This is a genomic window from Paraclostridium bifermentans (assembly GCF_019916025.1).
GTDB lineage: Bacteria > Bacillota > Clostridia > Peptostreptococcales > Peptostreptococcaceae > Paraclostridium > Paraclostridium bifermentans.
This window is the reverse complement of the sequence record NZ_CP079737.1, coordinates 2,630,584-2,651,629: the sequence shown is the minus strand read 5'-3', so window position 1 is coordinate 2,651,629 and position 21,046 is coordinate 2,630,584. Positions and strand designations below refer to the sequence as shown.

General features: G+C 29.1%; 27 protein-coding genes. 25 read left to right on the top strand and 2 right to left on the bottom strand.

Annotated elements, in window-relative coordinates; translation table 11 throughout:
• Positions 1 to 41: 41 nt before the first annotated feature.
• Genes rsmD through KXZ80_RS12795 form a run of 3 tightly spaced genes read left to right on the top strand, consistent with a single transcriptional unit; the run spans position 42 to position 1,616 of the window.
• Complete coding sequence (rsmD, locus tag KXZ80_RS12805; protein ID WP_021430067.1) at positions 42 to 596, top strand: 16S rRNA (guanine(966)-N(2))-methyltransferase RsmD; 555 nt, start codon at positions 42 to 44, stop codon at positions 594 to 596.
• Between the two features lie 2 nt (positions 597 to 598).
• Positions 599 to 1,096, top strand: a complete 498-nt coding sequence (coaD, locus tag KXZ80_RS12800) for a pantetheine-phosphate adenylyltransferase (RefSeq protein ID WP_021433837.1) — start codon at positions 599 to 601, stop codon at positions 1,094 to 1,096.
• A 1-nt stretch (position 1,097) separates the two neighbouring features.
• The gene (locus tag KXZ80_RS12795; protein ID WP_021433836.1) at positions 1,098 to 1,616 is read left to right on the top strand and encodes a hypothetical protein; all 519 of its coding nucleotides are present in this window, start codon (positions 1,098 to 1,100) and stop codon (positions 1,614 to 1,616) included.
• 27 nt (positions 1,617 to 1,643) lie between these two features.
• Here KXZ80_RS12795 and KXZ80_RS12790 read toward each other — a convergent pair whose 3' ends face one another.
• Together KXZ80_RS12790 and KXZ80_RS12785 are read right to left on the bottom strand one after the other, a co-directional pair.
• Positions 1,644 to 2,834: a nucleoside recognition domain-containing protein gene (locus tag KXZ80_RS12790; RefSeq protein WP_021433835.1), complete on the bottom strand. Its 1,191-nt coding sequence runs from the start codon at positions 2,832 to 2,834 to the stop codon at positions 1,644 to 1,646.
• A 167-nt stretch (positions 2,835 to 3,001) separates the two neighbouring features.
• Positions 3,002 to 4,270 (bottom strand): nucleotidyltransferase, encoded by a 1,269-nt coding sequence (locus tag KXZ80_RS12785; RefSeq protein WP_021433834.1) that lies wholly within the window; start codon positions 4,268 to 4,270, stop codon positions 3,002 to 3,004.
• Between the two features lie 312 nt (positions 4,271 to 4,582).
• Here KXZ80_RS12785 and KXZ80_RS12780 point away from each other — a divergent pair, with 312 nt between their 5' ends.
• From KXZ80_RS12780 to KXZ80_RS12675, 22 genes are all read left to right on the top strand, one after another.
• On the top strand, positions 4,583 to 5,779 hold the full coding sequence (locus KXZ80_RS12780) for an acetate/propionate family kinase (RefSeq protein ID WP_021430090.1): 1,197 nt from the start codon (positions 4,583 to 4,585) through the stop codon (positions 5,777 to 5,779).
• A 144-nt stretch (positions 5,780 to 5,923) separates the two neighbouring features.
• Positions 5,924 to 6,451 carry a YceD family protein gene (locus KXZ80_RS12775; RefSeq protein WP_021433833.1) on the top strand — a complete coding sequence of 176 codons (528 nt, stop codon included), beginning with the start codon at positions 5,924 to 5,926 and terminating at the stop codon, positions 6,449 to 6,451.
• Between the two features lie 13 nt (positions 6,452 to 6,464).
• Entirely contained in the window at positions 6,465 to 6,641 is a 177-nt protein-coding gene (gene rpmF, locus KXZ80_RS12770; protein WP_021430121.1) for a 50S ribosomal protein L32, read from the top strand.
• 191 nt (positions 6,642 to 6,832) lie between these two features.
• Positions 6,833 to 7,390 (top strand): transcription factor FapR, encoded by a 558-nt coding sequence (fapR, locus tag KXZ80_RS12765; RefSeq protein ID WP_021430034.1) that lies wholly within the window; start codon positions 6,833 to 6,835, stop codon positions 7,388 to 7,390.
• A gap of 12 nt (positions 7,391 to 7,402) precedes the next feature.
• Entirely contained in the window at positions 7,403 to 8,416 is a 1,014-nt protein-coding gene (gene plsX, locus KXZ80_RS12760) for a phosphate acyltransferase PlsX (protein ID WP_021433832.1), read from the top strand.
• Between the two features lie 25 nt (positions 8,417 to 8,441).
• Positions 8,442 to 9,428 (top strand): beta-ketoacyl-ACP synthase III, encoded by a 987-nt coding sequence (locus KXZ80_RS12755; RefSeq protein WP_021433831.1) that lies wholly within the window; start codon positions 8,442 to 8,444, stop codon positions 9,426 to 9,428.
• A gap of 10 nt (positions 9,429 to 9,438) precedes the next feature.
• Positions 9,439 to 10,380 carry an enoyl-[acyl-carrier-protein] reductase FabK gene (gene fabK, locus KXZ80_RS12750; RefSeq protein ID WP_021433830.1) on the top strand — a complete coding sequence of 314 codons (942 nt, stop codon included), beginning with the start codon at positions 9,439 to 9,441 and terminating at the stop codon, positions 10,378 to 10,380.
• A 1-nt stretch (position 10,381) separates the two neighbouring features.
• Positions 10,382 to 11,332: an ACP S-malonyltransferase gene (gene fabD, locus KXZ80_RS12745; protein WP_021433829.1), complete on the top strand. Its 951-nt coding sequence runs from the start codon at positions 10,382 to 10,384 to the stop codon at positions 11,330 to 11,332.
• Positions 11,332 to 12,081: a 3-oxoacyl-[acyl-carrier-protein] reductase gene (fabG, locus tag KXZ80_RS12740; protein ID WP_021433828.1), complete on the top strand. Its 750-nt coding sequence runs from the start codon at positions 11,332 to 11,334 to the stop codon at positions 12,079 to 12,081. The genes fabD and fabG overlap by 1 nt, the downstream gene beginning before the upstream one ends.
• Positions 12,082 to 12,128: 47 nt before the next feature.
• Positions 12,129 to 12,353, top strand: a complete 225-nt coding sequence (gene acpP, locus KXZ80_RS12735) for an acyl carrier protein (RefSeq protein WP_021433827.1) — start codon at positions 12,129 to 12,131, stop codon at positions 12,351 to 12,353.
• Positions 12,354 to 12,366: 13 nt separating this feature from the next.
• Complete coding sequence (gene fabF / locus KXZ80_RS12730; protein WP_021433826.1) at positions 12,367 to 13,605, top strand: beta-ketoacyl-ACP synthase II; 1,239 nt, start codon at positions 12,367 to 12,369, stop codon at positions 13,603 to 13,605.
• Positions 13,606 to 13,851: 246 nt separating this feature from the next.
• Positions 13,852 to 14,820 (top strand): stage III sporulation protein AA, encoded by a 969-nt coding sequence (gene spoIIIAA / locus KXZ80_RS12725; RefSeq protein ID WP_021433825.1) that lies wholly within the window; start codon positions 13,852 to 13,854, stop codon positions 14,818 to 14,820.
• Positions 14,810 to 15,331, top strand: a complete 522-nt coding sequence (locus KXZ80_RS12720) for a stage III sporulation protein AB (RefSeq protein WP_038285362.1) — start codon at positions 14,810 to 14,812, stop codon at positions 15,329 to 15,331. Before spoIIIAA ends, KXZ80_RS12720 begins: the two co-directional genes overlap by 11 nt.
• Positions 15,332 to 15,341: 10 nt before the next feature.
• Positions 15,342 to 15,539: a stage III sporulation protein AC gene (gene spoIIIAC / locus KXZ80_RS12715; RefSeq protein WP_021122904.1), complete on the top strand. Its 198-nt coding sequence runs from the start codon at positions 15,342 to 15,344 to the stop codon at positions 15,537 to 15,539.
• Between the two features lie 21 nt (positions 15,540 to 15,560).
• The gene (spoIIIAD, locus tag KXZ80_RS12710; protein ID WP_224170712.1) at positions 15,561 to 15,938 is read left to right on the top strand and encodes a stage III sporulation protein AD; all 378 of its coding nucleotides are present in this window, start codon (positions 15,561 to 15,563) and stop codon (positions 15,936 to 15,938) included.
• Positions 15,939 to 15,952: 14 nt separating this feature from the next.
• A complete protein-coding gene (gene spoIIIAE / locus KXZ80_RS12705) occupies positions 15,953 to 17,125 on the top strand; it encodes a stage III sporulation protein AE (RefSeq protein WP_021433824.1) in 1,173 nt (390 codons plus the stop codon).
• Positions 17,126 to 17,137: 12 nt separating this feature from the next.
• A complete protein-coding gene (locus tag KXZ80_RS12700) occupies positions 17,138 to 17,707 on the top strand; it encodes a stage III sporulation protein AF (RefSeq protein WP_021433823.1) in 570 nt (189 codons plus the stop codon).
• A 15-nt stretch (positions 17,708 to 17,722) separates the two neighbouring features.
• Positions 17,723 to 18,271 carry a stage III sporulation protein AG gene (locus KXZ80_RS12695; protein WP_021430047.1) on the top strand — a complete coding sequence of 183 codons (549 nt, stop codon included), beginning with the start codon at positions 17,723 to 17,725 and terminating at the stop codon, positions 18,269 to 18,271.
• Positions 18,272 to 18,349: 78 nt separating this feature from the next.
• Positions 18,350 to 18,994, top strand: a complete 645-nt coding sequence (locus KXZ80_RS12690) for a SpoIIIAH-like family protein (protein WP_021433822.1) — start codon at positions 18,350 to 18,352, stop codon at positions 18,992 to 18,994.
• 156 nt (positions 18,995 to 19,150) lie between these two features.
• A complete protein-coding gene (locus KXZ80_RS12685; protein ID WP_021430087.1) occupies positions 19,151 to 19,498 on the top strand; it encodes an Asp23/Gls24 family envelope stress response protein in 348 nt (115 codons plus the stop codon).
• Positions 19,499 to 19,591: 93 nt separating this feature from the next.
• On the top strand, positions 19,592 to 20,098 hold the full coding sequence (gene nusB, locus KXZ80_RS12680) for a transcription antitermination factor NusB (protein ID WP_021433821.1): 507 nt from the start codon (positions 19,592 to 19,594) through the stop codon (positions 20,096 to 20,098).
• Positions 20,079 to 21,044, top strand: a complete 966-nt coding sequence (locus KXZ80_RS12675; protein ID WP_021433820.1) for a Kae1-like domain-containing protein — start codon at positions 20,079 to 20,081, stop codon at positions 21,042 to 21,044. Before nusB ends, KXZ80_RS12675 begins: the two co-directional genes overlap by 20 nt.
• Positions 21,045 to 21,046 lie beyond the last annotated feature (2 nt).

The window sequence follows — 21,046 nt, the reverse complement described above, 5'->3', positions numbered from 1 at the left end:
GAAATAATTTGTGATAAAATAAAATGGAAGGAGAAATTATATTGAGAGTAATTTCAGGAAAAGCCAGAGGACTAAAATTAAATACACCTAAAAGTGAAGATGTTAGACCAACTACTGATAGAGTTAAAGAATCTTTATTTAATATAATTAACCCATACATAATGGATGGAGATATTTTAGATTTATTTGCAGGTACAGGGTCTCTAGGTATAGAGTGTTTATCAAGAGGTGCTAACAAATGTGTATTTGTAGATTTAAATAGAAGTAGTATTGATATAGTAAAAAGTAATATAAAAAAAGCTAGGGTAGAAGAAAACAGTGAAGTTATGAATGTTGATTTTAAGTCGGCAATTGAAAGAGTTAAAAATAATTCGTACAAGTTTGATGTTATATTTATGGACCCTCCATATTACAAAGATATGTTCCAAGATGCATTAGAGAGAATTGATAAGTCAAACATACTAAAAGAAGATGGTATTATAGTTGTTGAACATGATACAAAACAAGAATTTCCAGAGAATGTTGGGAACCTAGTTAAGAACAGAAATAAAAAATATGGAAACACTACGCTTACATTCTATAGTATGGAGGATTAATAATGGAAAATACAGTTAGAAAAGCTATATTTGCAGGAAGCTTTGACCCTATAACAAATGGGCACTTAGACATAATAGAAAGAGCTTCTAAATTATTCGATGAACTACAAATAGGGGTACTTTATAATCCGAATAAAAAGGGACTATTTACATTTGAAGAAAGAGTTAAGTTAATAAAAGAATGCACAAACCATATTTCTAATATAAAAATAGTTAGTTTTGATGGGCTTTTAGTCAACTATTGTGAAAAAAATGGTATCCAGACTCTAGTAAGAGGTATAAGAAATGGAGCGGATGTAGAGTATGAACTTCAAATGGCTCATATGAATAAAGAATTAAATCCAAATATAGAGACTGTAATATTACCTACGACTACTAAGTATTCATACATAAGTTCATCTCTTATAAAAGAAGTGTTAAATTTTGATGCAAATATAGAGAATTTAGTGCCTAAGGTGATTTTAGAAGAATTAAAAAGAAAAACTAATAGGGGGAAATAACATGAATATAGATTTAGAAATAATGGAACTATTAGAGGAGTTAGAAAGTGCTATAAATAATGCAAGTTCAATTCCCTTTTCGCATAAATCAGGAATAGACAAAGAAGAAGTTTTAAGTATTATATCAGACATAAAAGTTATACTTCCAGAAGAAGTTAAACAAGCTGTATGGATAAATAAAGAAAGACAAAAAATACTTAATAATGCGAATCAAGATGCAGAAATTTTGATAGAGCAAGCAAAAAAAGAAGCTATCCAAATAATTGAAAAAGCAAATAAAGAAAGTGAAGATATGAAAAAAAATTCCGAAGAAATAATAAAATCATACATAGATTCAGATGGGTTAGTAGTAGAAGCAGAAGAAAAAGCTAAATCTATAGTGGAGAAAGCAGAATACACTGCAAAAGAGATTAAATTAGGATCTATAAGATATGCAGATGATGTTTTAGAGGGATTACAATACAATCTTCAAAGTATAATAGATGAAATATCAATAAATAGAAACGAACTAAGTGAATAAAAAATAGCTGACTCAAAATGATATGAGTCAGCTATTTTTTATTTTTTTAAAAATAATAAAAGAGGATATAAAGTAAATAATTATTAATAAAGGCAAAATTATATGATAGTTATTTATGTATAAGCTCCAAATTGAGCTAGTATAAAATATATTAGATGTAGTAGATAGTTTTATAAATAAATTACTAGAATTTATTAATGGATAAAATGCAAAAGTGAAAACGGCTGCAAATACTCCGTGTAAAAATTTAGAAATTATATATGTACCTGTATTTATATCTGTTTGAGCTAAAAAACTACAACATTGAGCTAATATAGAAAGACCACTAAATGCTATTATGAAGCTACATAATGAAGCTCGTATTATTTCAGGTATATTAGATACGCTAGATATTTGATTACATCCAATCGTTATTTCAAATAAACCGCTTATAAAAGAAGAACATAAATCAAGAGAAAATCCAAATATAGATAATGGAATGTAAATTATGTAAGAAATTAAATTTATAAACTTAAATATAGATAAAACTTTAAATACAACTGAAAATACTATAACGAATCCGCCAACCATAAGTATTGTATTTACCCCACTAAAAACAGCATCTCCAAATAAAACAAAAAATCCTTTATTTTCTTTTTTTCTAAATTCCATAATTTTTTTTACTTCAAATTTAAAATTAAAGTTATCCTTCTTTACGCTTTCCTTGCCATAATTTTTAAATAAAATTCCAACAGTTAAAGATCCTAAGTAATGGCAAAGTAACATTAAATATCCTAATGAAGGGTTATTAAACATTCCGATGGAAACTGCACCGACTATAAAAAGTGGGCCAGAGGTAGAGCAAAAGGAAACTAGCCTTTGAGCTTCAAATTTAGAAATTTCATTGTTTTGTCTAAGTTCAGAAGCAAGCTTTGCTCCAACTGGATATCCTGATACTGTAGATATAGCGAAAACTAAAGAACTTTTACCAGAAACATTAAAAAGTTTTTTTGTAACTGGATTGATTATTAATCCTAAAACATCTACAAATTTAAGTCTAACTATTAAATTAGCAGCTATTATAAATGGCAACAAGGATGGTATTAAGGTGTTTACCCATATTGAAAATCCATTTTTAGCTGCTAAAATAGAATCTTTAGGAAATAAAATTATACCTATTATAAGTAGCATAACGATTAAAGATGGAGTTAAAAACTTTAAAAATTTTATTTTCTTCAAAATATCACCTACTTTGCTATACTCTTTAATAAGTATATTAAAAGTAATTATGAACTATGATAAAATTCATTGGCTTTTAGTAGTTAAACTCTTGAAGCATTTTATATAGTAAAAAATTCACTTTGAAACTGATAAAAACCTACCTAAGAAAGGAAGGTTTTTATCAGTTACTTTATGTATTTAGGTGATATATAATAATCCATAGGGCCTTTAAGTAAAGATTTATTATTTTTATAATAAGGAATATTATACATATTTGTAGCTTTTATATCATATTTGATTAGTGTTTTGAAAGTTTCATTTTCAGCAAAATTTATATCTGAAAATTTATTTATAATTTTTATATCAGAGTTTAACTTTATCTGTTTTATTATCTCTCTACCTTTATCGTTAAAGGCTAAAATCCTAACATAAGGCATTTCGTTTATACCTTTTACTAACTCCATATCTTTCTTTGATATTCCAAGTAATATATTATTCAATATTCTTTTTATTTTAGTTAATGTGTATCTTTTTGATTTAACACTTTGTTGAAGTTCGTATAAGTTATTACATGTGAAAATTGATTTGTATATTTTATTTTCTATACCTTCATTAACATCGAAATAGCTGCTTAATATATCAAAATCTCGTACAACTAATTCTCTTATAGTATCAAAATAAACTTCATCAAACATAGGATTAAATCCTGTATTTATAGAATCAGATATTAGATTAAAAGTTTTTTCGGGAACAACTGAGTATATGTCATTTATGTTTTTTGAATCTTTAAGTGATTTTCTAATTGCAGTAGCAGAACAAATTTCACTACTAATATCTTCAGAGTTATAAGATGCCTGTACTCTAGTTATTGTAAAAGGCTTTATGTCGCTTTCATGTCTCAATAAACTTTTTATGTATTCTATTCCTAGGATATTATTAGAAGAATTTAATATTGTATTTAAATTTTGATTATCTACATTATCTATAATATTATTTGTAATCAAATAATCACACAAAGCTTTGCTTCTCGCTGTAGCAAATAAAATTCCTTCATCTAGGTTTTTCTTTAAAAGTAACTTAAAATCCTCAGGTTCAGAAACTAGTACTTTTGATATCTCAGTTAGTAAATCTATATTACCTTCTTCACTACCAAAACATATAGAATCTATACAATTTAATGAGTTTAGTAGAGTTATAGCACCATGAGCAAAGAACTCTGCACTTTGGCACGCGAAAAGAGTAGGAAGCTCTACAACTAAATCTACTCCGTTTGAAACTGCAATTTCAGCTCTTTTATATTTATCAAATAGAGCAGGTTCTCCTCTTTGTAAAAAATTACCGCTCATCACCGCTATACTATGAGTAGCATTTGTTTTTTCTAAAGATTCGTTTAAATGATATAAGTGACCATTATGAAATGGATTATACTCGACTATAAGACCTAAAATGTTCATAAAAACCTCCTTTTATATTAAATATATACAAAAACAAAGGATTTATTGTTTATATATAGAATTATTTATTGTTTGCTTTTTATAAAAATAAGTTATATCCTATTATAATATTAAACAAAATTGAGAACAATAATTCTTGAGTTAAATATAAATAACTTAAAAAATATCATAAACTATGTACTTTTATGAAAAAAAATGGTATAGTAAATAGTGATAAATTTGTTTAATGTATACAAGTAATGATATCGATTTTTAAAATTGTTAATTAAAAATAATTACATATTATTGTTAAAGATTTAAGGAGGTATACTAATGAAAGTATTAGTATTAAACTGTGGTAGTTCTTCATTAAAATATCAATTAATAGATATGTCAAATGAAGAAGTTTTATGTATAGGATTAGTTGAGAGAATAGGAATCGAAGGTTCTATATTAAAGCAAGAAAAAGATGGAGTAGAAGGTAAGCTTGTAGTAGAGCAACCAATGAAAAATCACCAAGATGCTATAAAATTAGTATTAGAAGGTGTAGTTGATCCTAAATTCGGTGGAGTTAAGGATATAAGCGAAGTTGAAGCTGTAGGACACAGAGTTGTACACGGTGGAGAGAAATTTGCTAGTTCAGTTAAGATAAATGATGAAGTTATGAAAGCATTAGAAGAGTGTGTTGAATTAGCACCACTTCACAACCCAGCTAACATAATGGGAATAGAAGCTTGTGAAGCTATACTTCCAGGAGTACCAATGGTTGGAGTATTCGATACTGCATTCCATCAAACTATGCCTAAGAAGTCATACTTATATGGATTACCTCATGAATTATACACTAAGTATGGAGTAAGAAGATACGGATTCCACGGAACTTCTCACAAGTATGTATCTCAAAGAGCTGCAGAAATGTTAGGAAAGAACGTAGAAGACTTAAAAATAATAACTTGTCACTTAGGAAACGGAGCTTCTGTAGCTGCTGTTGATGGTGGTAAATGTGTAGATACTTCAATGGGATTCACTCCATTAGAAGGATTAATAATGGGAACTAGATGTGGAGATATAGATGCTGCTATACTACCATTCTTAATGGAAAAAGAAGGATTAGACGCTAAAGGATTATCTGACTTAATGAACAAACAATCTGGGGTATACGGAATGACTGGTATATCAAGTGACTTCAGAGATATAGAAGGAGCTGCTGCAAAGGGAGATGAAAAAGCTCAAGTTGCATTAGATGCTTATGTTCAAAGAGTTCAAAAATACATAGGAGCTTACGTTGCAGAAATGAACGGTGTAGATGCTGTAGTATTTACTGCTGGTGTTGGTGAAAATGGTATAGAGATAAGAGAATCTATAGCTTCTAACATGGAATTCTTAGGAATGAACTTAGATAAAGAAGCTAACAAAGTTAGAGGAAAAGAAACAGTAATATCTACTGCAGATTCAAAAGTTAAGATATTATTAGTTCCAACTAACGAAGAGTTAATGATAGCAAGAGATACTGTTGCATTAGTAAAATAATTGCAATTGGATATAATATAATTAAGGTAGGTTAAAACCTACCTTAATTTTTGCCAAGAAATAAATTAACTATCAAGTAAAAATACTTGACAAACAAAGCTTATATTTGTATAATAAATTTGGCAATAAATTGAGGTGAACTTAATGAAGATTAGTTTAGATAAGATTATAAGAAAAGAAACTGATAATTTACACTTGAATTTTTGCGAAAAAATTGATAGTATTAATTATTGTGATAATACTTATAAATTAACTTCTCCACTTAATTTAAACGGAACAATAAGTAAAACTAATAAGGGTTTATTTTTAGATTGCAATGTTGAATTTAATATAGTTGATAATTGCGCTAGATGTTTAAGTGAAGTAGAAGTAAAATTAAGTTATCCTATTCAAGGATTTTTAGTTAAACAAGAAGTGGATGAAAATGAAGTAGAAGAGTTTGATGTTTATACTTATAAAAACGATGAAGTTGATTTCAGAGATTTAATAGAACAAACATTAGATTTTAATCTGCCTCAAAGAGTTCTTTGTGATGAAGATTGTAAAGGCCTATGCCCTACTTGTGGGACAAACTTAAATAAAAAAGTTTGTTCTTGTGATGAAACTGCGAACGACGAGGAGATAATAGATCCCCGTTTTGCTAAATTAAAAGAAATGTTTAAAAATGACTAAGGAGGTGGCGTAAATGGCAGTACCAAAGCGTAAAACATCTAAATCAAATACAAAAATGAGAAGAGCAGCTAACTCAAAGATGGTAGCAACTGGATTCGTAAGTTGCCCACAATGTCATGAGCCAAAGTTACCACATAGAGTATGTCCAGATTGTGGATATTATAAAGGTAAAGAAGTTGTTTCTAAGTAATACTTCTAAAAAACATGTAGAATACTCTACATGTTTTTTTTTGCTTAAATATGAAAAAAATTGTGATAATATTTAAGTGTACGCAAAAATTATAAATAAAAAATAAATAAGTGGTTGATTATTTATAATTAATATTATATACTACTATTAGTAGTTGGTACTAATTCCAACTATAAAAACTTGGAGGTAATATGAAAAAGAAGAGCAAAGCACAAAGACAAGAAGAACTTGTTGGAATGCTAAAAGACGATCCTTTTTATACAGATGAAGAATTAGCAAGCATCTTTGATGTAAGTATACAAACCATAAGACTTGATAGACTTGCATTAAATATCCCGGAACTTAGGGAGAGAGTTAAGCAAATAGCTGAAACTGAAACATCTAAAGTTAAAACTTTAGGTATAAAAGAGATAACAGGAGAGATAATTGACTTATCTGTAGGTCAATTAGGCATATCCATGTTGGATATTACCGAAGATATGATCTACTCCAAAACTGGAACTCTTAAGGATGAATATATATTTTCAATGGCTAATTCATTAGCTATGGCGATTTTAGATGCGCCTAAGGTAATAATGAGATTTGCTAATATAAAAACGCTAAAACATATACAACAAAAAGATAGGCTTATAGCGAAAGCTGAGATTTATAAAAACATAGATAAAAAACATTATGTAAAAGTTGTTGTTAACAATAAAGCGCAAGAGCAAATTTTCAGAGGAAAATTTATATTTGAAGAGTTAGTTTAGGAGGAGAATAATATGAAAATTGTAATTGATGGAATGGGCGGAGATAATGCACCAAAGTCTAATGTAGAAGGTGTAGTTAACGCTATAAAAGAATATGGTGTAGATATAATAATCACTGGAGATAAAGAAATATTAGAAAATGAATTTGCAAAGCATGAATTTGACAAAAGTAAATTAGAGATAGTTCATACTACTGAAATTATAGAGAATGAAGATAAACCAGTTAAAGCAATAAGATCTAAAAAAGATTCGTCAATGGTCGTAGCTTTAAGAATGGTAAAAGAAAATAAAGCAGATGCAATAGTATCAGCAGGAAATACAGGAGCATTATTAGCAGGTGGTTTATTTGTGGTAGGTAGAATAAAAGGAATAGACAGACCTTGTTTATGCCCAGCTATACCAAATGTAAAAGGTGGAATGACACTTATTGCAGATGGAGGAGCTAATGCAGATTGTAAACCAATAAACTTAGTTGAATTTGCAGGTATGAGTAATATTTATGCAAACAAAGTATTAGGAATCCAAAACCCTAGAGTTGCTCTTGCGAATGTAGGAATAGAAGAGGGTAAGGGAAATGACTTAGCAAAGAAATCATATGAAGAACTTAAAAAATTAAATTTAAACTTCATTGGAAATATAGAAGCAAGAGAATTAATAAACTCATATACAGATATAGTTGTGTGTGATGGATTTACAGGAAATATTTTATTAAAATCAGCAGAAGGTATTGCTATGTCAATATTAGGCCTTTTAAAGGAAACTTTCCTAGCTAGTACAAAAGGTAAATTAGGAGCAATGCTGTTAAAAGATGATTTAAGAAAATTAAAAACTATGATGGATTACTCAGAATATGGAGGAGCGCCTCTTTTAGGTGTTAATGGAGGAGTTATAAAAGCTCATGGAAGTTCTGATGCAAAAGCTGTAAAAAATGCTATAAACCAAGCAATAAAATTTGCAAAGGGAGATGTAGTCGAAGATATTAAAGAATTTGTAAAGACTATAGAAGAAAATAGCGAAGAAGAATAGAAAAGTACCACTTGGAGGTTAATTTATGAATACAAAGGCTGGTATATTAGGGGTTGGAAGTTATGTTCCTAAAAAGGTAATGACTAACTTCGACCTTGAAAAGATAATGGATACATCAGATGAATGGATAAGAACAAGAACAGGAATAAATGAAAGACGATTAGTAGATGAAAATGAAGCAACATCAGATCTTGCAACTAAAGCAGCTATAAAAGCAATAGAAAATGCAAACTTGACTCCAGAAGATATAGATTTAATTATAGTAGCTACAATTACACCAGACATGGTATTTCCATCTACAGCATGCTTAGTTCAAGCAAACATAAATGCAACTAAAGCAGCAGGTTTTGACCTTGAGGCAGCATGTTCAGGATTTATATATGGTATAACAATAGCAAAACAATTTATAGAAACTAAAACATATAAACATGTACTAGTAATAGGAGCAGAAGCTTTATCAACAATATTAGATTATGAAGATAGATCTACAGCAATATTATTTGGAGATGGAGCTGGGGCGGTAGTTATGGGACCAGTTGAAGAAGGCGGAGTATTATCTACAAATTTAGGCTCTGATGGAAATGGTAAAGATTATCTTAAAGTACCAGCTGGAGGTTCTAAGTTGCCAGCTAGTGAAGAAACTGTTAAAGATAGATTGCATTACATACAAATGGCAGGAAGTGATGTATTTAAATTTGCTGTTAGAATAATGCAAGATGCATCTGTTAAATGTATAGAAAGTGCTAACTTGAGTATACAAGATGTAGATTACCTTATACCACACCAAGCTAATATAAGAATAATAGAAGCTTCAGCAAAAAGATTAAACTTAAGTATGGATAAAGTATATGTGAACTTAGATAGATATGGAAACATGTCGGCAGCATCAATTCCAGTAGCTCTAGATGAAGCCTATAGACAAGGAAAAATTAAAAAAGGCGATAATGTAGTTCTAGTAGGATTCGGAGGCGGATTGACATGGGGAGCTTCTTTAGTTAGATGGAGTATATAAGGAGGAAATTATGAAGGATTTATGTGAATTATTAAATATAAAATACCCTATCATCCAAGGTGGTATGGCTTGGGTAGCAACTGCTGAATTAGCAGCAGGAGTATCAAATGCTGGAGGATTAGGAATAATTGCAGCAGGAAATGCACCAAAAGAAGTAATAAAAGAGCAAATAAAAAAGTGCAGAAAATTAACAGATAAACCGTTTGGAGTTAATGTTATGCTATTATCTCCATTTGTAGATGAGATAATGGATTTAATAGTAGAAGAAAGAGTAGAAGTAATAACTACAGGAGCTGGAAATCCAGCAAAATATATAGAGCGATTAAAAGAAGTAAATACAAAGATTATACCCGTAGTTCCAACTATTGCACTAGCAAAAAGAATGGAAAAGCATGGTGCAGATGCAGTAATAGTTGAAGGAACAGAAGCAGGAGGACATATAGGAGAGCTAACAACAATGGTTCTAACTCCTCAAGTTGTAGACAATGTAAATATTCCTGTAATTGCAGCAGGAGGAATTGCTGATGGTAAAGGATTGGCAGCAGCACTATGCTTAGGGGCTAGTGGTGTACAAATAGGAACAAGATTTATTTGTAGTGATGAATGTATAGCTCATGAAAACTATAAAAATCTTATATTAAAATCAAGAGATAGAGATGCAATAGTTACAGGAAGAAGTACAGGGCATCCGGTTAGAACACTAAAAAATAAATTGGCTAAAGAAATATTAAATATGGAAAAAGAAGGAGTTAATCCTTTAGATATAGATCAAAAAGGTGTAGGATCATTAAGAATGGCAGTTGTAAATGGAGATGTAGATAATGGATCATTTATGGCAGGTCAAATAGCATCTTATATAAATGATGTGAAGCCTTGCAAACAAATAATAGAAGATATAATGGAAGAATCAAAATCTATATTATCTAAAATAAATAAAAAATTGGAGGTATAGTATGGGTAAGGTTGCATTAGTATTTCCTGGTCAAGGAGCTCAATATGTAGGTATGGCAAGTGATATATATAACAATGATGACATAGCTAAAAAAATTATTGATGAAGCAGAAAGATCAGTTGGAATAAATTTAAAGAAGATAATGTTTGAAGGTAGTGATGAAGAACTAGCTAAAACAGAAAATACTCAACCAGCTATAGTTACTCATAGTATAGCGTTATTTGAAAGTTTAAAAGATAAGATAGATTTAAAATATGATGCATGCTTAGGACTATCACTAGGAGAATATAGTGCTTTAGTAGCAGCAGATGCAATGGATTTTAATGATGCTGTAGCAGTAGTTAAAAAAAGAGGTAAGTATATGCAAGAAAGTGTACCTTTAGGTAAAGGTACTATGGCAGCTATACTAGGGTTAGATAGAGAAAAGGTAAATGAGGTTATAGAACAAGTTGATAATGGAATAATAGAGGTTGCAAACTATAACTCTCCGGGTCAAATTGTAATATCAGGGGAGACAGGTACGGTAAAAGATAGTATAAACTTATTTAAAGAAAATGGAGCAAAAAAAGCTGTTGTATTAAATGTAAGTGCACCTTTTCATTCATCTATGCTAGAACCAGCTGGATTAAAGCTAAAAAAAGAATTAGATGATATTAAACTAAGAAAATGTAAGGTATCTGTAGTTTCAAATGTAAAAGCAGATTATTATACAGATAACTACAAAGATCTTTTGGTTAGTCAAGTGAGCTCATCTGTTTTATGGGAAGATTCAATAGAAAAGCTAATAAATGAAGGGTTTGATACATTTATAGAAATCGGACCAGGAAAAGTGCTAAAAGGATTTATAAATAAAATTTCCAAAAAGAATAAAGTTGATACTAAAGTTTATAACATTGATAATATGGAATCTATGAATGACTTTGTAAAAGCTTACAAAAGAGGTGAAATATAATGGTTAACTTACAAGATAAAGTAGCAATTGTAACTGGAGGATCTAGAGGTATAGGTAAAGCTATAGCTAAAAAACTAGCATCACAAAAAGCAAATGTTGTAATAAACTATACATCAAATGAAGAACATGCTTTAAAAACTAAAGAAGAAATAGAATCATATGGTGTTAAAAGTATGATAGTAAAATGCGATGTATCTAAAAGTAGTGAAGTTGACAATATGATAGAGTCTGTAGTTAAAGAGTTTGGAAAAGTAGATATATTAGTAAACAATGCCGGTATAACAAAAGATGGACTTTTAATGAGAATGAAAGAAGATGACTTTGACAAGGTTATCGATATAAATCTAAAAGGTGTTTTCAACTGCACAAAAGTAGCTACTAAATATATGATGAAAAAAAGATATGGAAAAATAATAAATATATCATCTGTAGTTGGAATAATAGGAAATCCAGGGCAAGCAAACTACTGCGCATCTAAAGCAGGTGTAATAGGCCTTACAAAATCAAGTGCTAGAGAATTGGCATCAAGAAACATAAGTGTAAATGCTATAGCTCCAGGATTTATAGATACAGATATGACTAGTGTTTTAAATGAAGATTTAAAATCTAATATGTTAAAAAGCATTCCGCAAAATAGATTTGGAGAGCCTGATGATGTAGCTAATGCAGTATTGTTTTTAGCAAGTGACATGGCAAGTTATATAACAGGTCAGGTTATAAATGTAGATGGTGGAATGGTAATGCAATAAAAAAGTAAAAAATATAAGTTTAAATAAAATTTAGGAGGAATTAAATTATGTTTGAAAAAGTTGTAGAAATAATAAAGGATCAATTAGGAATAGACAATAAAGAAGTAACTATGGAGACTTCATTAATGAAAGATTTAGAAGCAGATTCATTAGATGCTGTTGAAATAATGATGGCTCTTGAAGATGAATTTTCAATAGAAATACCAGACACAGAAGCAGAAAAGTTCATATGCATAGGAGATATAGTTAAATATATAGAAGCAAACAAATAGTGGAGGAAATGTTATGAAAAGAAGAGTTGTTATAACTGGATTAGGTTGTGTTACTCCAGTTGGAACAGGAAAAGAAACATTTTGGACCAACATAAAAGATGGAGTTTGTGGTATAGATAAAATAACTAGCTTTGACGCATCCTCATTTCAAACACAAATAGCTGGAGAAGTAAAAGATTTTAATCCGGAAGATTATATAAATAAAAAAGAATTAAAAAGAATGGATAGATTTACTCATTTTGCCATAGCATCTTCGCAAATGGCAGTAAAAGATGCAAATCTTGACTTAGATAAAGTAGATAGCGAAAAAATGGGAGTTATAATAGGTTCTGGTATAGGAGGAGTTGCTACAATAGAAGAGCAACACAAAATCTTACTAGAAAAAGGAAATAGAAGAGTTAGTCCATTTTTCGTTCCTATGATGATTTCTAACATGGCAGCAGGCCAAGTATCTATCGCATTAGGTGCAAAAGGACCAAATACTAATGTATCTACTGCTTGTGCATCAGGGTCTCATGCTATAGGAGATGCATTTAAAGCTATACAAAGAGGCGATGCAGATATAATGGTAGCAGGAGGAAGTGAAGCTGGTGTTACACCACTTTCATTTGCTGGTTTCTGTAATATGAAGGCTATGTCTACTAGAAATGATGACCCAAAAACTGCTTCAAGACCATTTGATAAAGATAGAGATGGATTTGTAATGGGAGAAGGATCAGGTATATTAATACTAGAAGATTTAGATCATGCTATAAAAAGAGGCGCTAAAATTTATGCTGAAATAGTTGGATATGGAGCAACAGCAGATGCATATCATATGACAACTCCAGCAGAAAATGGAGAAGGAGCAGCTAGATCTATAAGCATGGCAATGAAAGATGGAAATATTCCTCTTGATGAAGTTGATTATATAAACGCTCATGGAACATCTACTTACTATAATGATAAGTTTGAAACAATGGCAATCAAAAGTGTTTTTAAAGACCAAGCATATGAACTTTGCGTATCATCTACAAAGTCTATGACAGGCCATTTATTAGGAGCTGCAGGAGCAGTTGAAGCTATCGTATGCGCTATGGCTATAAGTGATGGATATGTTCCTCCTACTATAAATGTAGAAAACTTAGATGAAGAGTTAGATTTAGATTACGTTGTAAACGAAGGTAAGAAAAGAGATGTTAGATATGCACTGTCAAATTCTTTAGGATTTGGTGGACACAATGCAACTTTAGCATTTAAAAAATATGAATAAGTAATTATTAAAAGAGTTACCTAAAATAGGTAACTCTTTTTTTATGCTTAAGTAGATTATGATTACTAAAAATATGTGGATAATCTATGAAACTTAGTTGTATTAATATTATATTCTTTGAGCGTAAAAAAGATTTTTGAGCAACGGACGAAGTCGTTGGCGATATGAGCGAAGTGAATTTTTGTTTTTTGTCATAAATATTTAATCTTGAAAATATAATTATATAAACAAAGGAGGACAAGGGATATGAATAAACTTTCAGATGAAATTTTAAATTCTCTATCGCCTAAGCTAAGAGAAAAAATAATAAATGTACAATATGAAGATCTAAATATAGAAGAAATAAGACTTAGAGTAGAGAAACCATTAATAATAAATTCTAATAATAGAGACTATTTTTATAATAACTCTATGAACAGGCTAGATATAAAAAATTCAAATTCGTATGTTGTAAAAAAAGAAGATATAGAACAGACATTTCAACTTATGTGCAAATATTCAATTCATTCATTTATAGATGACATTAAAAAAGGTTTTATAACATTAAAAGGTGGGCATAGAGTTGGAATAGTTGGAAAGGTAATAATTGAAGATGGACAAGTTAAAAATATAAAGCACATATCATCTTTAAATATAAGGATTTCTAGAGAGGTATTAAATTGCTCTGAAAAAGTATTAAATCACATAATTAAGAGTTCTAACGAAGTAAATAATACTTTAATAATTTCACCGCCACAATGTGGTAAAACAACATTACTTAGAGATATAGTTAGAAATTTAAGTAATGGGAACAAAGAAAAAGGGTTTAATGGAATTAAAGTAGCTCTTATAGACGAAAGGAATGAGATTTCAGGATCATATTTAGGAATAGCGCAGATGGATGTTGGAATAAGAACAGACATAATAGAAACATGCCCAAAAGATATAGGCATAATGATGTTACTTAGGGCTATGTCACCTAACTTAATAGTAACGGATGAAATAGGTAGTGAAAAGGAAATAAAAGCTTTGTACACGGCTTTAAATGGGGGAGTTAGCTTAATAACGACAGTACATGGGAATTCCATAGAAGATATAAGGGAAAGAAAGGAATTAAGCAAATTACTCGATAAAGAATTATTCAAAAAAGTAATAATACTTTCGGCTAAAAATGGACCAGGGACAATTGAAAAAATATATGACTTAGAAGAAAAGAGGTGGTATTTTGCAAATTAAAATAGCTCTAATAAGTATTTTAGTAGCATGTAGCTATCTGATTGGAGAGTATTTATACAAAGCTTATACAAAAAGGCATAAACAGTTAAATGAGCTCATAAGGATATTAGAGGTAATGCGAATGGACTTATCATTTGGGTTGTACACATTGGAAGAAATATTTTATAGGATAGGAGAAAATAAAGAATTTTCACTTGGACCTTTCTTTAAACATATGAGTATAGATCTAAAAGAAGATAATAGCAAAACATTAGAAACTATATTATCAAAGAATGCTGATTTTATGATTAAAGAAAGTTATTTTCAAGATAAGGAGGTAGATGAATTAAAAAAATTAATACTTACTCTTGGAAAAGGAGATGTTTATTCTCAAGAGAGGATGATTGATTTATCTATTGAAAATTTAAAAAAACTCACAACAGAAAGTAAAGAAGACGTAGAGAAAAAAGGTATAGTATACAGAAAACTATCTACTATAATTGGGTTAGTTATAGGGATACTTTTAATATAGGAGGGTTAATATGGATATAACTTTGATTTTTAAAGTTGCAGGGATTGGGTTATTGATATCTGTTTTAAATATGGTTCTTGAGAAGACTGATAGAAAAGATTGGACTACCTTAACAACTCTTGCAGGTGTGATAATTGTTCTTACGATGGTAATAACTGAGATAAATGATCTATTTAATGCAGTTAGAACGATGTTTCAGTTATATTAAGGGGGAGATCTTTTGGATGTAATGAAATTGGTAGGTCTTGCGCTTATCTCTACTATATTATGCTTAATTATAAAAAAAGATAGACCAGAAATGGCTATGTTTATAGGAATACTAACAGGAATTATGATTTTACTTTCTGTAACCTATAAATTCAATTTTATAATTGAAAGTATAAATGAATTAGCAAATAAGGCTAACATACCTACTATGTATATATCTTTAATAATCAAACTTATAGGAATAGCATACTTAATGGAGTTTGCTATTCAGATATGCAAAGACTGTGGGGAAGGAAATATTGCAGCTAAGCTTGAATTCGGAGGAAAAATTATAGTTATGACTATGTCATTCCCTATATTAATATCTATTGTTGATATGATTTTAAATTTGATTCCATAGGAGAATGATTACTTATGAAAAAAATTGTGACTAGTATAATTTTATGTATACTAATGGGGCTAACATTTGCAAATGTTTCATTTGCACAAGAAGAAAATGATAAAAAAGTAAAAGAAAGTGTAGATACATATATAAGTGAACAATTAAATAAAATTAATTTACAAGAAATTCAAAATCAAATAAAAGATGAAAAGTTTATAGAAGATGTAGATCTTAAAACATTTATGAAAGATTTAATATCTGGTAAGAAAACAATGCTAGATTTATTTGATAAAGAGGGTCTTAAACTATTCTTATTCGATGAATTGAGAGCAAGTTTAAAAGTTGCATCAATAATATTTGTCTTAGCGCTCTTATCATCTATTTTAAAAAGTTTAGACAATTCATTCTCATCTGGGGCGATAAGCCAAGTAACAACCTATATTGTATTTATAGTAATGGTAACTTTAACATTGGTAGGATTTAAAGATGTTTTAAATATATGTAACACCACCATTGATAGCATGATCAATTTGATGCAGATACTAATGCCAATATTAATAACATTTTTAGTGGTAATGGGATTTCCTATGACATCTACTGTTATGACCCCTATATTTATGGGAGGAGTAACATTTATAAATATAGTTTTTAAAAACTTCCTATTTGTATCTATTACAATAGGTTTTGCAATACTTGTTATAAATAATTTATCTAATAGTATAAAACTTAAAAAGTTGGCATCTTTTATAAAACAAATAAATCTGATAACAATTGGAGCCATATTTACTATATATTTAGCATTAGTATCTATGCAGGGGATGTACGTTAAGAGTTTAGATGGATTTGCAGTTAAAAGTACTAAGTTTGCGATAGGAAATTTTATACCTGTTGTAGGAGGATTTGTATCAGACTCATTTGATATAATATTATCTTCGTCTCAACTTATAAAGAACTTATTTGGAGGAGTGGGACTAATAATATTAGTAGGAATATGCTTAATTCCTATAATAAAAATCATTTCAATAATATTAGTTTATAAAACATCAGCAATGATAGTAGAACCAGTTGGAGAAGATAGTATTTCGAACTTTTTAAATGAGATTTCAAATCTTATGGCAATAATGTTAGCATGTATCATAGCTATAACAATAATGTTTTTTGTTACTATAGCAATCGTAGTTTCTATTAGTGTTGTGGCACAGTAAAAGGAGGAATATATGTTAGAGAGTATTAAAGCTTGGATAATAAGTATTTTAATTGCAGCCTTTATAGTTAACATAGTTAATATGATTCTTCCTTCTTCAAAATTAAAGTCATATATTAATCTAGTTTTAAATTTTATATTTATATTCATTGCTATAAATCCAGTCATTAATTTTTTTTCAGATGGAACAAGTTTAGAGGACAAATTATTAAAAACATATACTAAATATAATCAACAATATGTTGATAGCATGAATAGTCTAGCTAAAGACACAGGGGGGAAAAGCATAAAGTCTGGGTATGAAGATGGATTAAAAAGCATATTAGAATTAAAACTAGATGAATATGGTTATGAACTTGAGGATATTGAGTTAGACGGATCTGATGTAAGTAAAGTTAAGGTTAAAGAAAAAAATAGTAATAAAGAAGAAAAAAAGGACATACAATCTAGTGAGGGTGAAAAAGATAAACAAGTATTTAAAGAAAGCTCAAATAATGAAGATAAAAAATCAAAAGATGAAGTTAAAAAGAGCTTAGTAGACATACTTGATATATCCATTGAAAATATAGAAATTGATAAATAGGGGTTGAGAATAGGTATGTTTAAAAACTTAAAGGAAGATGATAAGAAAAAGATATACACTCTAGCCGCGCTGTCGTTTGTGTGTATTATGGGACTAGCTATATTTACAAAAAATCCAGTTGACAAAAAAGATAAAGAAACTTTTGAAGAAAATAAAGATCAAAAGTCTGCACAAGTAGAAGTAAAAAAAGATAATGATTTAGAAAGTCAACTTAAAAATATATTATCTCAAATAGAGGGAGCAGGAGAAGTTGATGTGATGATTACTTTTTCATCTGGTGAACAAATAGAACCAGCATTTAACTCAAATGCTACAAAGGAAGAGACGACTGAAAAAGATGCTCAAGGTGGAGAGAGAACAGTTACTACATCAAGTGAAAATAAAACAATGATAACTTCAGGAGAAAGTAAACCTGTAGTTATAAAAACGTCAGAGCCAGAAATAAAAGGGGTTATAGTAGTTTCTAGTGGGGCTAGTGATCCAACTGTAAAACAAAGTCTATACTCAGCAGTTCAAACATCACTTCAGGTTTCAGGACACCAAGTTGAAATTTATTCTAAATAGATAAAAAAATATTCATAATAAAAAAGCTCGTACATATAAATATTACAAGAATATAATTATTAATTAGGGGGAGTATAAATGAAATTTAACAAAAGTATGTTTAAAAGTAGAGGGTTTGTCGTAATGTCATTAACACTTATGTTAGTGGTGGTTGGGACAGTAAATTATAATTTAAGCAAAAAATCTGTATTAGAAGCATCTAAAGAAATGGAAATGTATGAAGATGCTCAACTATCAAAAAATGATGATAAAAAGGACTCTAAAAAAGATATTAAAGTTGTAGATAGCAAAGATACTGTAGTTAATGAAAAAGCTAAAGAAACTAGTAAAGAAATAGAAAAGAAAATGACTTCTGATAAAAATATGAAAAAAGCATCATATGCAGTAGATATGAAAATGAATAGAGAAAAACAAAGAAATGAGTTAACAGAAGATTTAAATGAAATAATAAATAATCCATCTACATCAGAAGAAACTAGAAAGCAAGCATCTAATATGAAATTACAACTTGTAAAAGATCAAGAATTAGAAATTAAAATAGAAGATTTATTAGGAGCAAAAGGATTTGAAGATTCATTAGTGTACATAAGTGAAGAAACTGTTAATGTAGTAGTAAACAAAGAATTACAACAAAAAGATGCAGCTAAAATATTCGATTTAGTTGCAAATGAGTCAAAAGTTAACTATGATAATATAAAACTTATGAGCAGTAATTCTAAATAAGTATAAATGCCTCAGTTATACTGGGGCTTTTTTATGCACAATAATAAGTCGATTACATAAATACTAGATTAAGCAAATCGAACTTTTTATTGCAAATTAAAGCTCTATTTGGTATTATTATATAATAAAATAGTTTATATAGGGATGTGATATATGATGGAAAATAATAACTTTGGACAAGTTAAGATATCAAATGATGTCATCGCTACTATAGCAGGATTAGCAGCTATTGAAGTAGAAGGAGTAGGAACTACATCGACATTCACAGATAAATTACTAAAGAATAATGGTGTTAAGATACAAATAGAGGAAGACGAAGTTATCTTAGATGTTATGATAATAATTGATTATGGAATATCTATACCTGATATAGCTTTTAAAGTACAGGAAAATGTAAAAAATACAGTTGAAACAATGACTGGATTAAAAGTTTCTCAAGTTAATATACATGTTCAAGGAATCAACTTTAAAAAGGAAAAAGTTGAGAAGGCAGAAGCAAAGTAATCATCTACGATAAATTAATATTTCCCTCTGAAAATCAGAGGGTTTTTTTATGAGTAAATATGTATATACTAAATTCAAAGGAGGAATAAGCAAATGAGAAAAGCTAAAATGATAACGACGAGAGAGTATATGATGAAGTTTATATACCAAATAGACATGAATAAAGAGGATTTAACTGATTTAAATGATAAATTAGAAAATTTCTTAAACGATAACTTTGAATACATAAAGAATAGATATGAGGAATTAAAATTACAATTTTCAGATGAAGCGGACGTTGAATTAGAAGAAACAGAGTTAAGTCAATTTATTGATTTAAAATATAGCAAAGAACTAGCTGAAAGCTTTAACTCAAATAAAGAAAGCATAGATTCTTTAATAAATAAATACGCTAAAAACTGGACTATAAATAGAATGGCTAAAGTAGACTTAGCAATACTTAGACTTGCTATTTGTGAAATACTATACATGTCAGAAATGCCTACTAAAGTTTCTATAAATGAAGCTATAGAATTAGCTAAACTTTACTGTGATGACAAATCTCCTAAGTTTATAAATGGAATATTAGGAAGTGTTGTAAGTGAAATCGGAGAAAAATAAAAATATAATAATAGGATTAGATACTAGCTGCTATACAACTTCTATAGCAGCTATATCTTTAGAAAAAAGTATAGTATTTAATAAAAAAATTATGTTAAAAGTAAAGAAAGATTCAAAAGGGCTAAGACAAAGCGAAATGGTGTTTCAACACGTAAATAATTTGGGGGAAATAAGTGAAGAATTAAAAAATATAATGAGCGGATATAATATATGTGCAATATGTGTATCTGAAAAACCAAGGCCGATAAATGATTCGTATATGCCTGCATTTACAGTAGGATATAATTTTGCAAAATTATTTAGCAGTATGAATAATATTAATTTATATTCAACAACTCATCAAGAAAATCATATTGAAGCCAGCTTATATGAAAAAAAATTAAGAAGTAATAAATTTATTTCTGTTCATATGTCGGGAGGAACAACAGAAATATTATTAGTTGAAAAACATAATGATGTATCAAATATTAGAATAATAGGTGGAAGTAAAGATATAAGTTTTGGACAATTAATAGATAGATTAGGTGTTCAATTAGGGTATGAGTTTCCATGTGGAAAATATATAGATAAAAATGCTTTAGAATGTAATCAAAATATAGATGTAGGAATAAAGACATCTGTAAAAGATGGGTATATGAACCTATCTGGAATAGAAAATCAAATCACTAAGCTGAAAAATGATTTTGATGAAAAATATATATCTAAATCACTAATGGACTCGATAGTGAGAAGTTTATATAAAGCGCTTAGATTTTTATGTAAAGAGTATGACATAAGCGAAGTTGTATTTGCTGGAGGGGTTGCATCAAGCAAATATATAAAAGAGGGGTTAAGTCAAAAACTATATAAAGATAAAGTAAAAAGCTTTTTTGCAAAACCTGAATATAGCACAGATAATGCATTAGGTTGTGCACTTATAGGATTAAATAAATTTATAGGAGAATAGCT

Bases quoted from the DNA above. Each gene is read 5' to 3' on its own strand.
- coaD (WP_021433837.1), top strand. From the start codon at position 599: ATGGAAAATACAGTTAGAAAAGCTATATTTGCAGGAAGCTTTGACCCT.
- KXZ80_RS12795 (WP_021433836.1), top strand. From the start codon at position 1,098: ATGAATATAGATTTAGAAATAATGGAACTATTAGAGGAGTTAGAAAGT.
- KXZ80_RS12785 (WP_021433834.1), bottom strand. From the start codon at position 4,270: ATGAACATTTTAGGTCTTATAGTCGAGTATAATCCATTTCATAATGGT.
- KXZ80_RS12780 (WP_021430090.1), top strand. From the start codon at position 4,583: ATGAAAGTATTAGTATTAAACTGTGGTAGTTCTTCATTAAAATATCAA.
- KXZ80_RS12775 (WP_021433833.1), top strand. From the start codon at position 5,924: ATGAAGATTAGTTTAGATAAGATTATAAGAAAAGAAACTGATAATTTA.
- rpmF (WP_021430121.1), top strand. From the start codon at position 6,465: ATGGCAGTACCAAAGCGTAAAACATCTAAATCAAATACAAAAATGAGA.
- fapR (WP_021430034.1), top strand. From the start codon at position 6,833: ATGAAAAAGAAGAGCAAAGCACAAAGACAAGAAGAACTTGTTGGAATG.
- plsX (WP_021433832.1), top strand. From the start codon at position 7,403: ATGAAAATTGTAATTGATGGAATGGGCGGAGATAATGCACCAAAGTCT.
- KXZ80_RS12755 (WP_021433831.1), top strand. From the start codon at position 8,442: ATGAATACAAAGGCTGGTATATTAGGGGTTGGAAGTTATGTTCCTAAA.
- fabK (WP_021433830.1), top strand. From the start codon at position 9,439: ATGAAGGATTTATGTGAATTATTAAATATAAAATACCCTATCATCCAA.
- fabD (WP_021433829.1), top strand. From the start codon at position 10,382: ATGGGTAAGGTTGCATTAGTATTTCCTGGTCAAGGAGCTCAATATGTA.
- fabG (WP_021433828.1), top strand. From the start codon at position 11,332: ATGGTTAACTTACAAGATAAAGTAGCAATTGTAACTGGAGGATCTAGA.
- acpP (WP_021433827.1), top strand. From the start codon at position 12,129: ATGTTTGAAAAAGTTGTAGAAATAATAAAGGATCAATTAGGAATAGAC.
- fabF (WP_021433826.1), top strand. From the start codon at position 12,367: ATGAAAAGAAGAGTTGTTATAACTGGATTAGGTTGTGTTACTCCAGTT.
- spoIIIAA (WP_021433825.1), top strand. From the start codon at position 13,852: ATGAATAAACTTTCAGATGAAATTTTAAATTCTCTATCGCCTAAGCTA.
- spoIIIAC (WP_021122904.1), top strand. From the start codon at position 15,342: ATGGATATAACTTTGATTTTTAAAGTTGCAGGGATTGGGTTATTGATA.
- spoIIIAD (WP_224170712.1), top strand. From the start codon at position 15,561: ATGAAATTGGTAGGTCTTGCGCTTATCTCTACTATATTATGCTTAATT.
- spoIIIAE (WP_021433824.1), top strand. From the start codon at position 15,953: ATGAAAAAAATTGTGACTAGTATAATTTTATGTATACTAATGGGGCTA.
- KXZ80_RS12700 (WP_021433823.1), top strand. From the start codon at position 17,138: ATGTTAGAGAGTATTAAAGCTTGGATAATAAGTATTTTAATTGCAGCC.
- KXZ80_RS12695 (WP_021430047.1), top strand. From the start codon at position 17,723: ATGTTTAAAAACTTAAAGGAAGATGATAAGAAAAAGATATACACTCTA.
- KXZ80_RS12690 (WP_021433822.1), top strand. From the start codon at position 18,350: ATGAAATTTAACAAAAGTATGTTTAAAAGTAGAGGGTTTGTCGTAATG.
- KXZ80_RS12685 (WP_021430087.1), top strand. From the start codon at position 19,151: ATGGAAAATAATAACTTTGGACAAGTTAAGATATCAAATGATGTCATC.
- nusB (WP_021433821.1), top strand. From the start codon at position 19,592: ATGAGAAAAGCTAAAATGATAACGACGAGAGAGTATATGATGAAGTTT.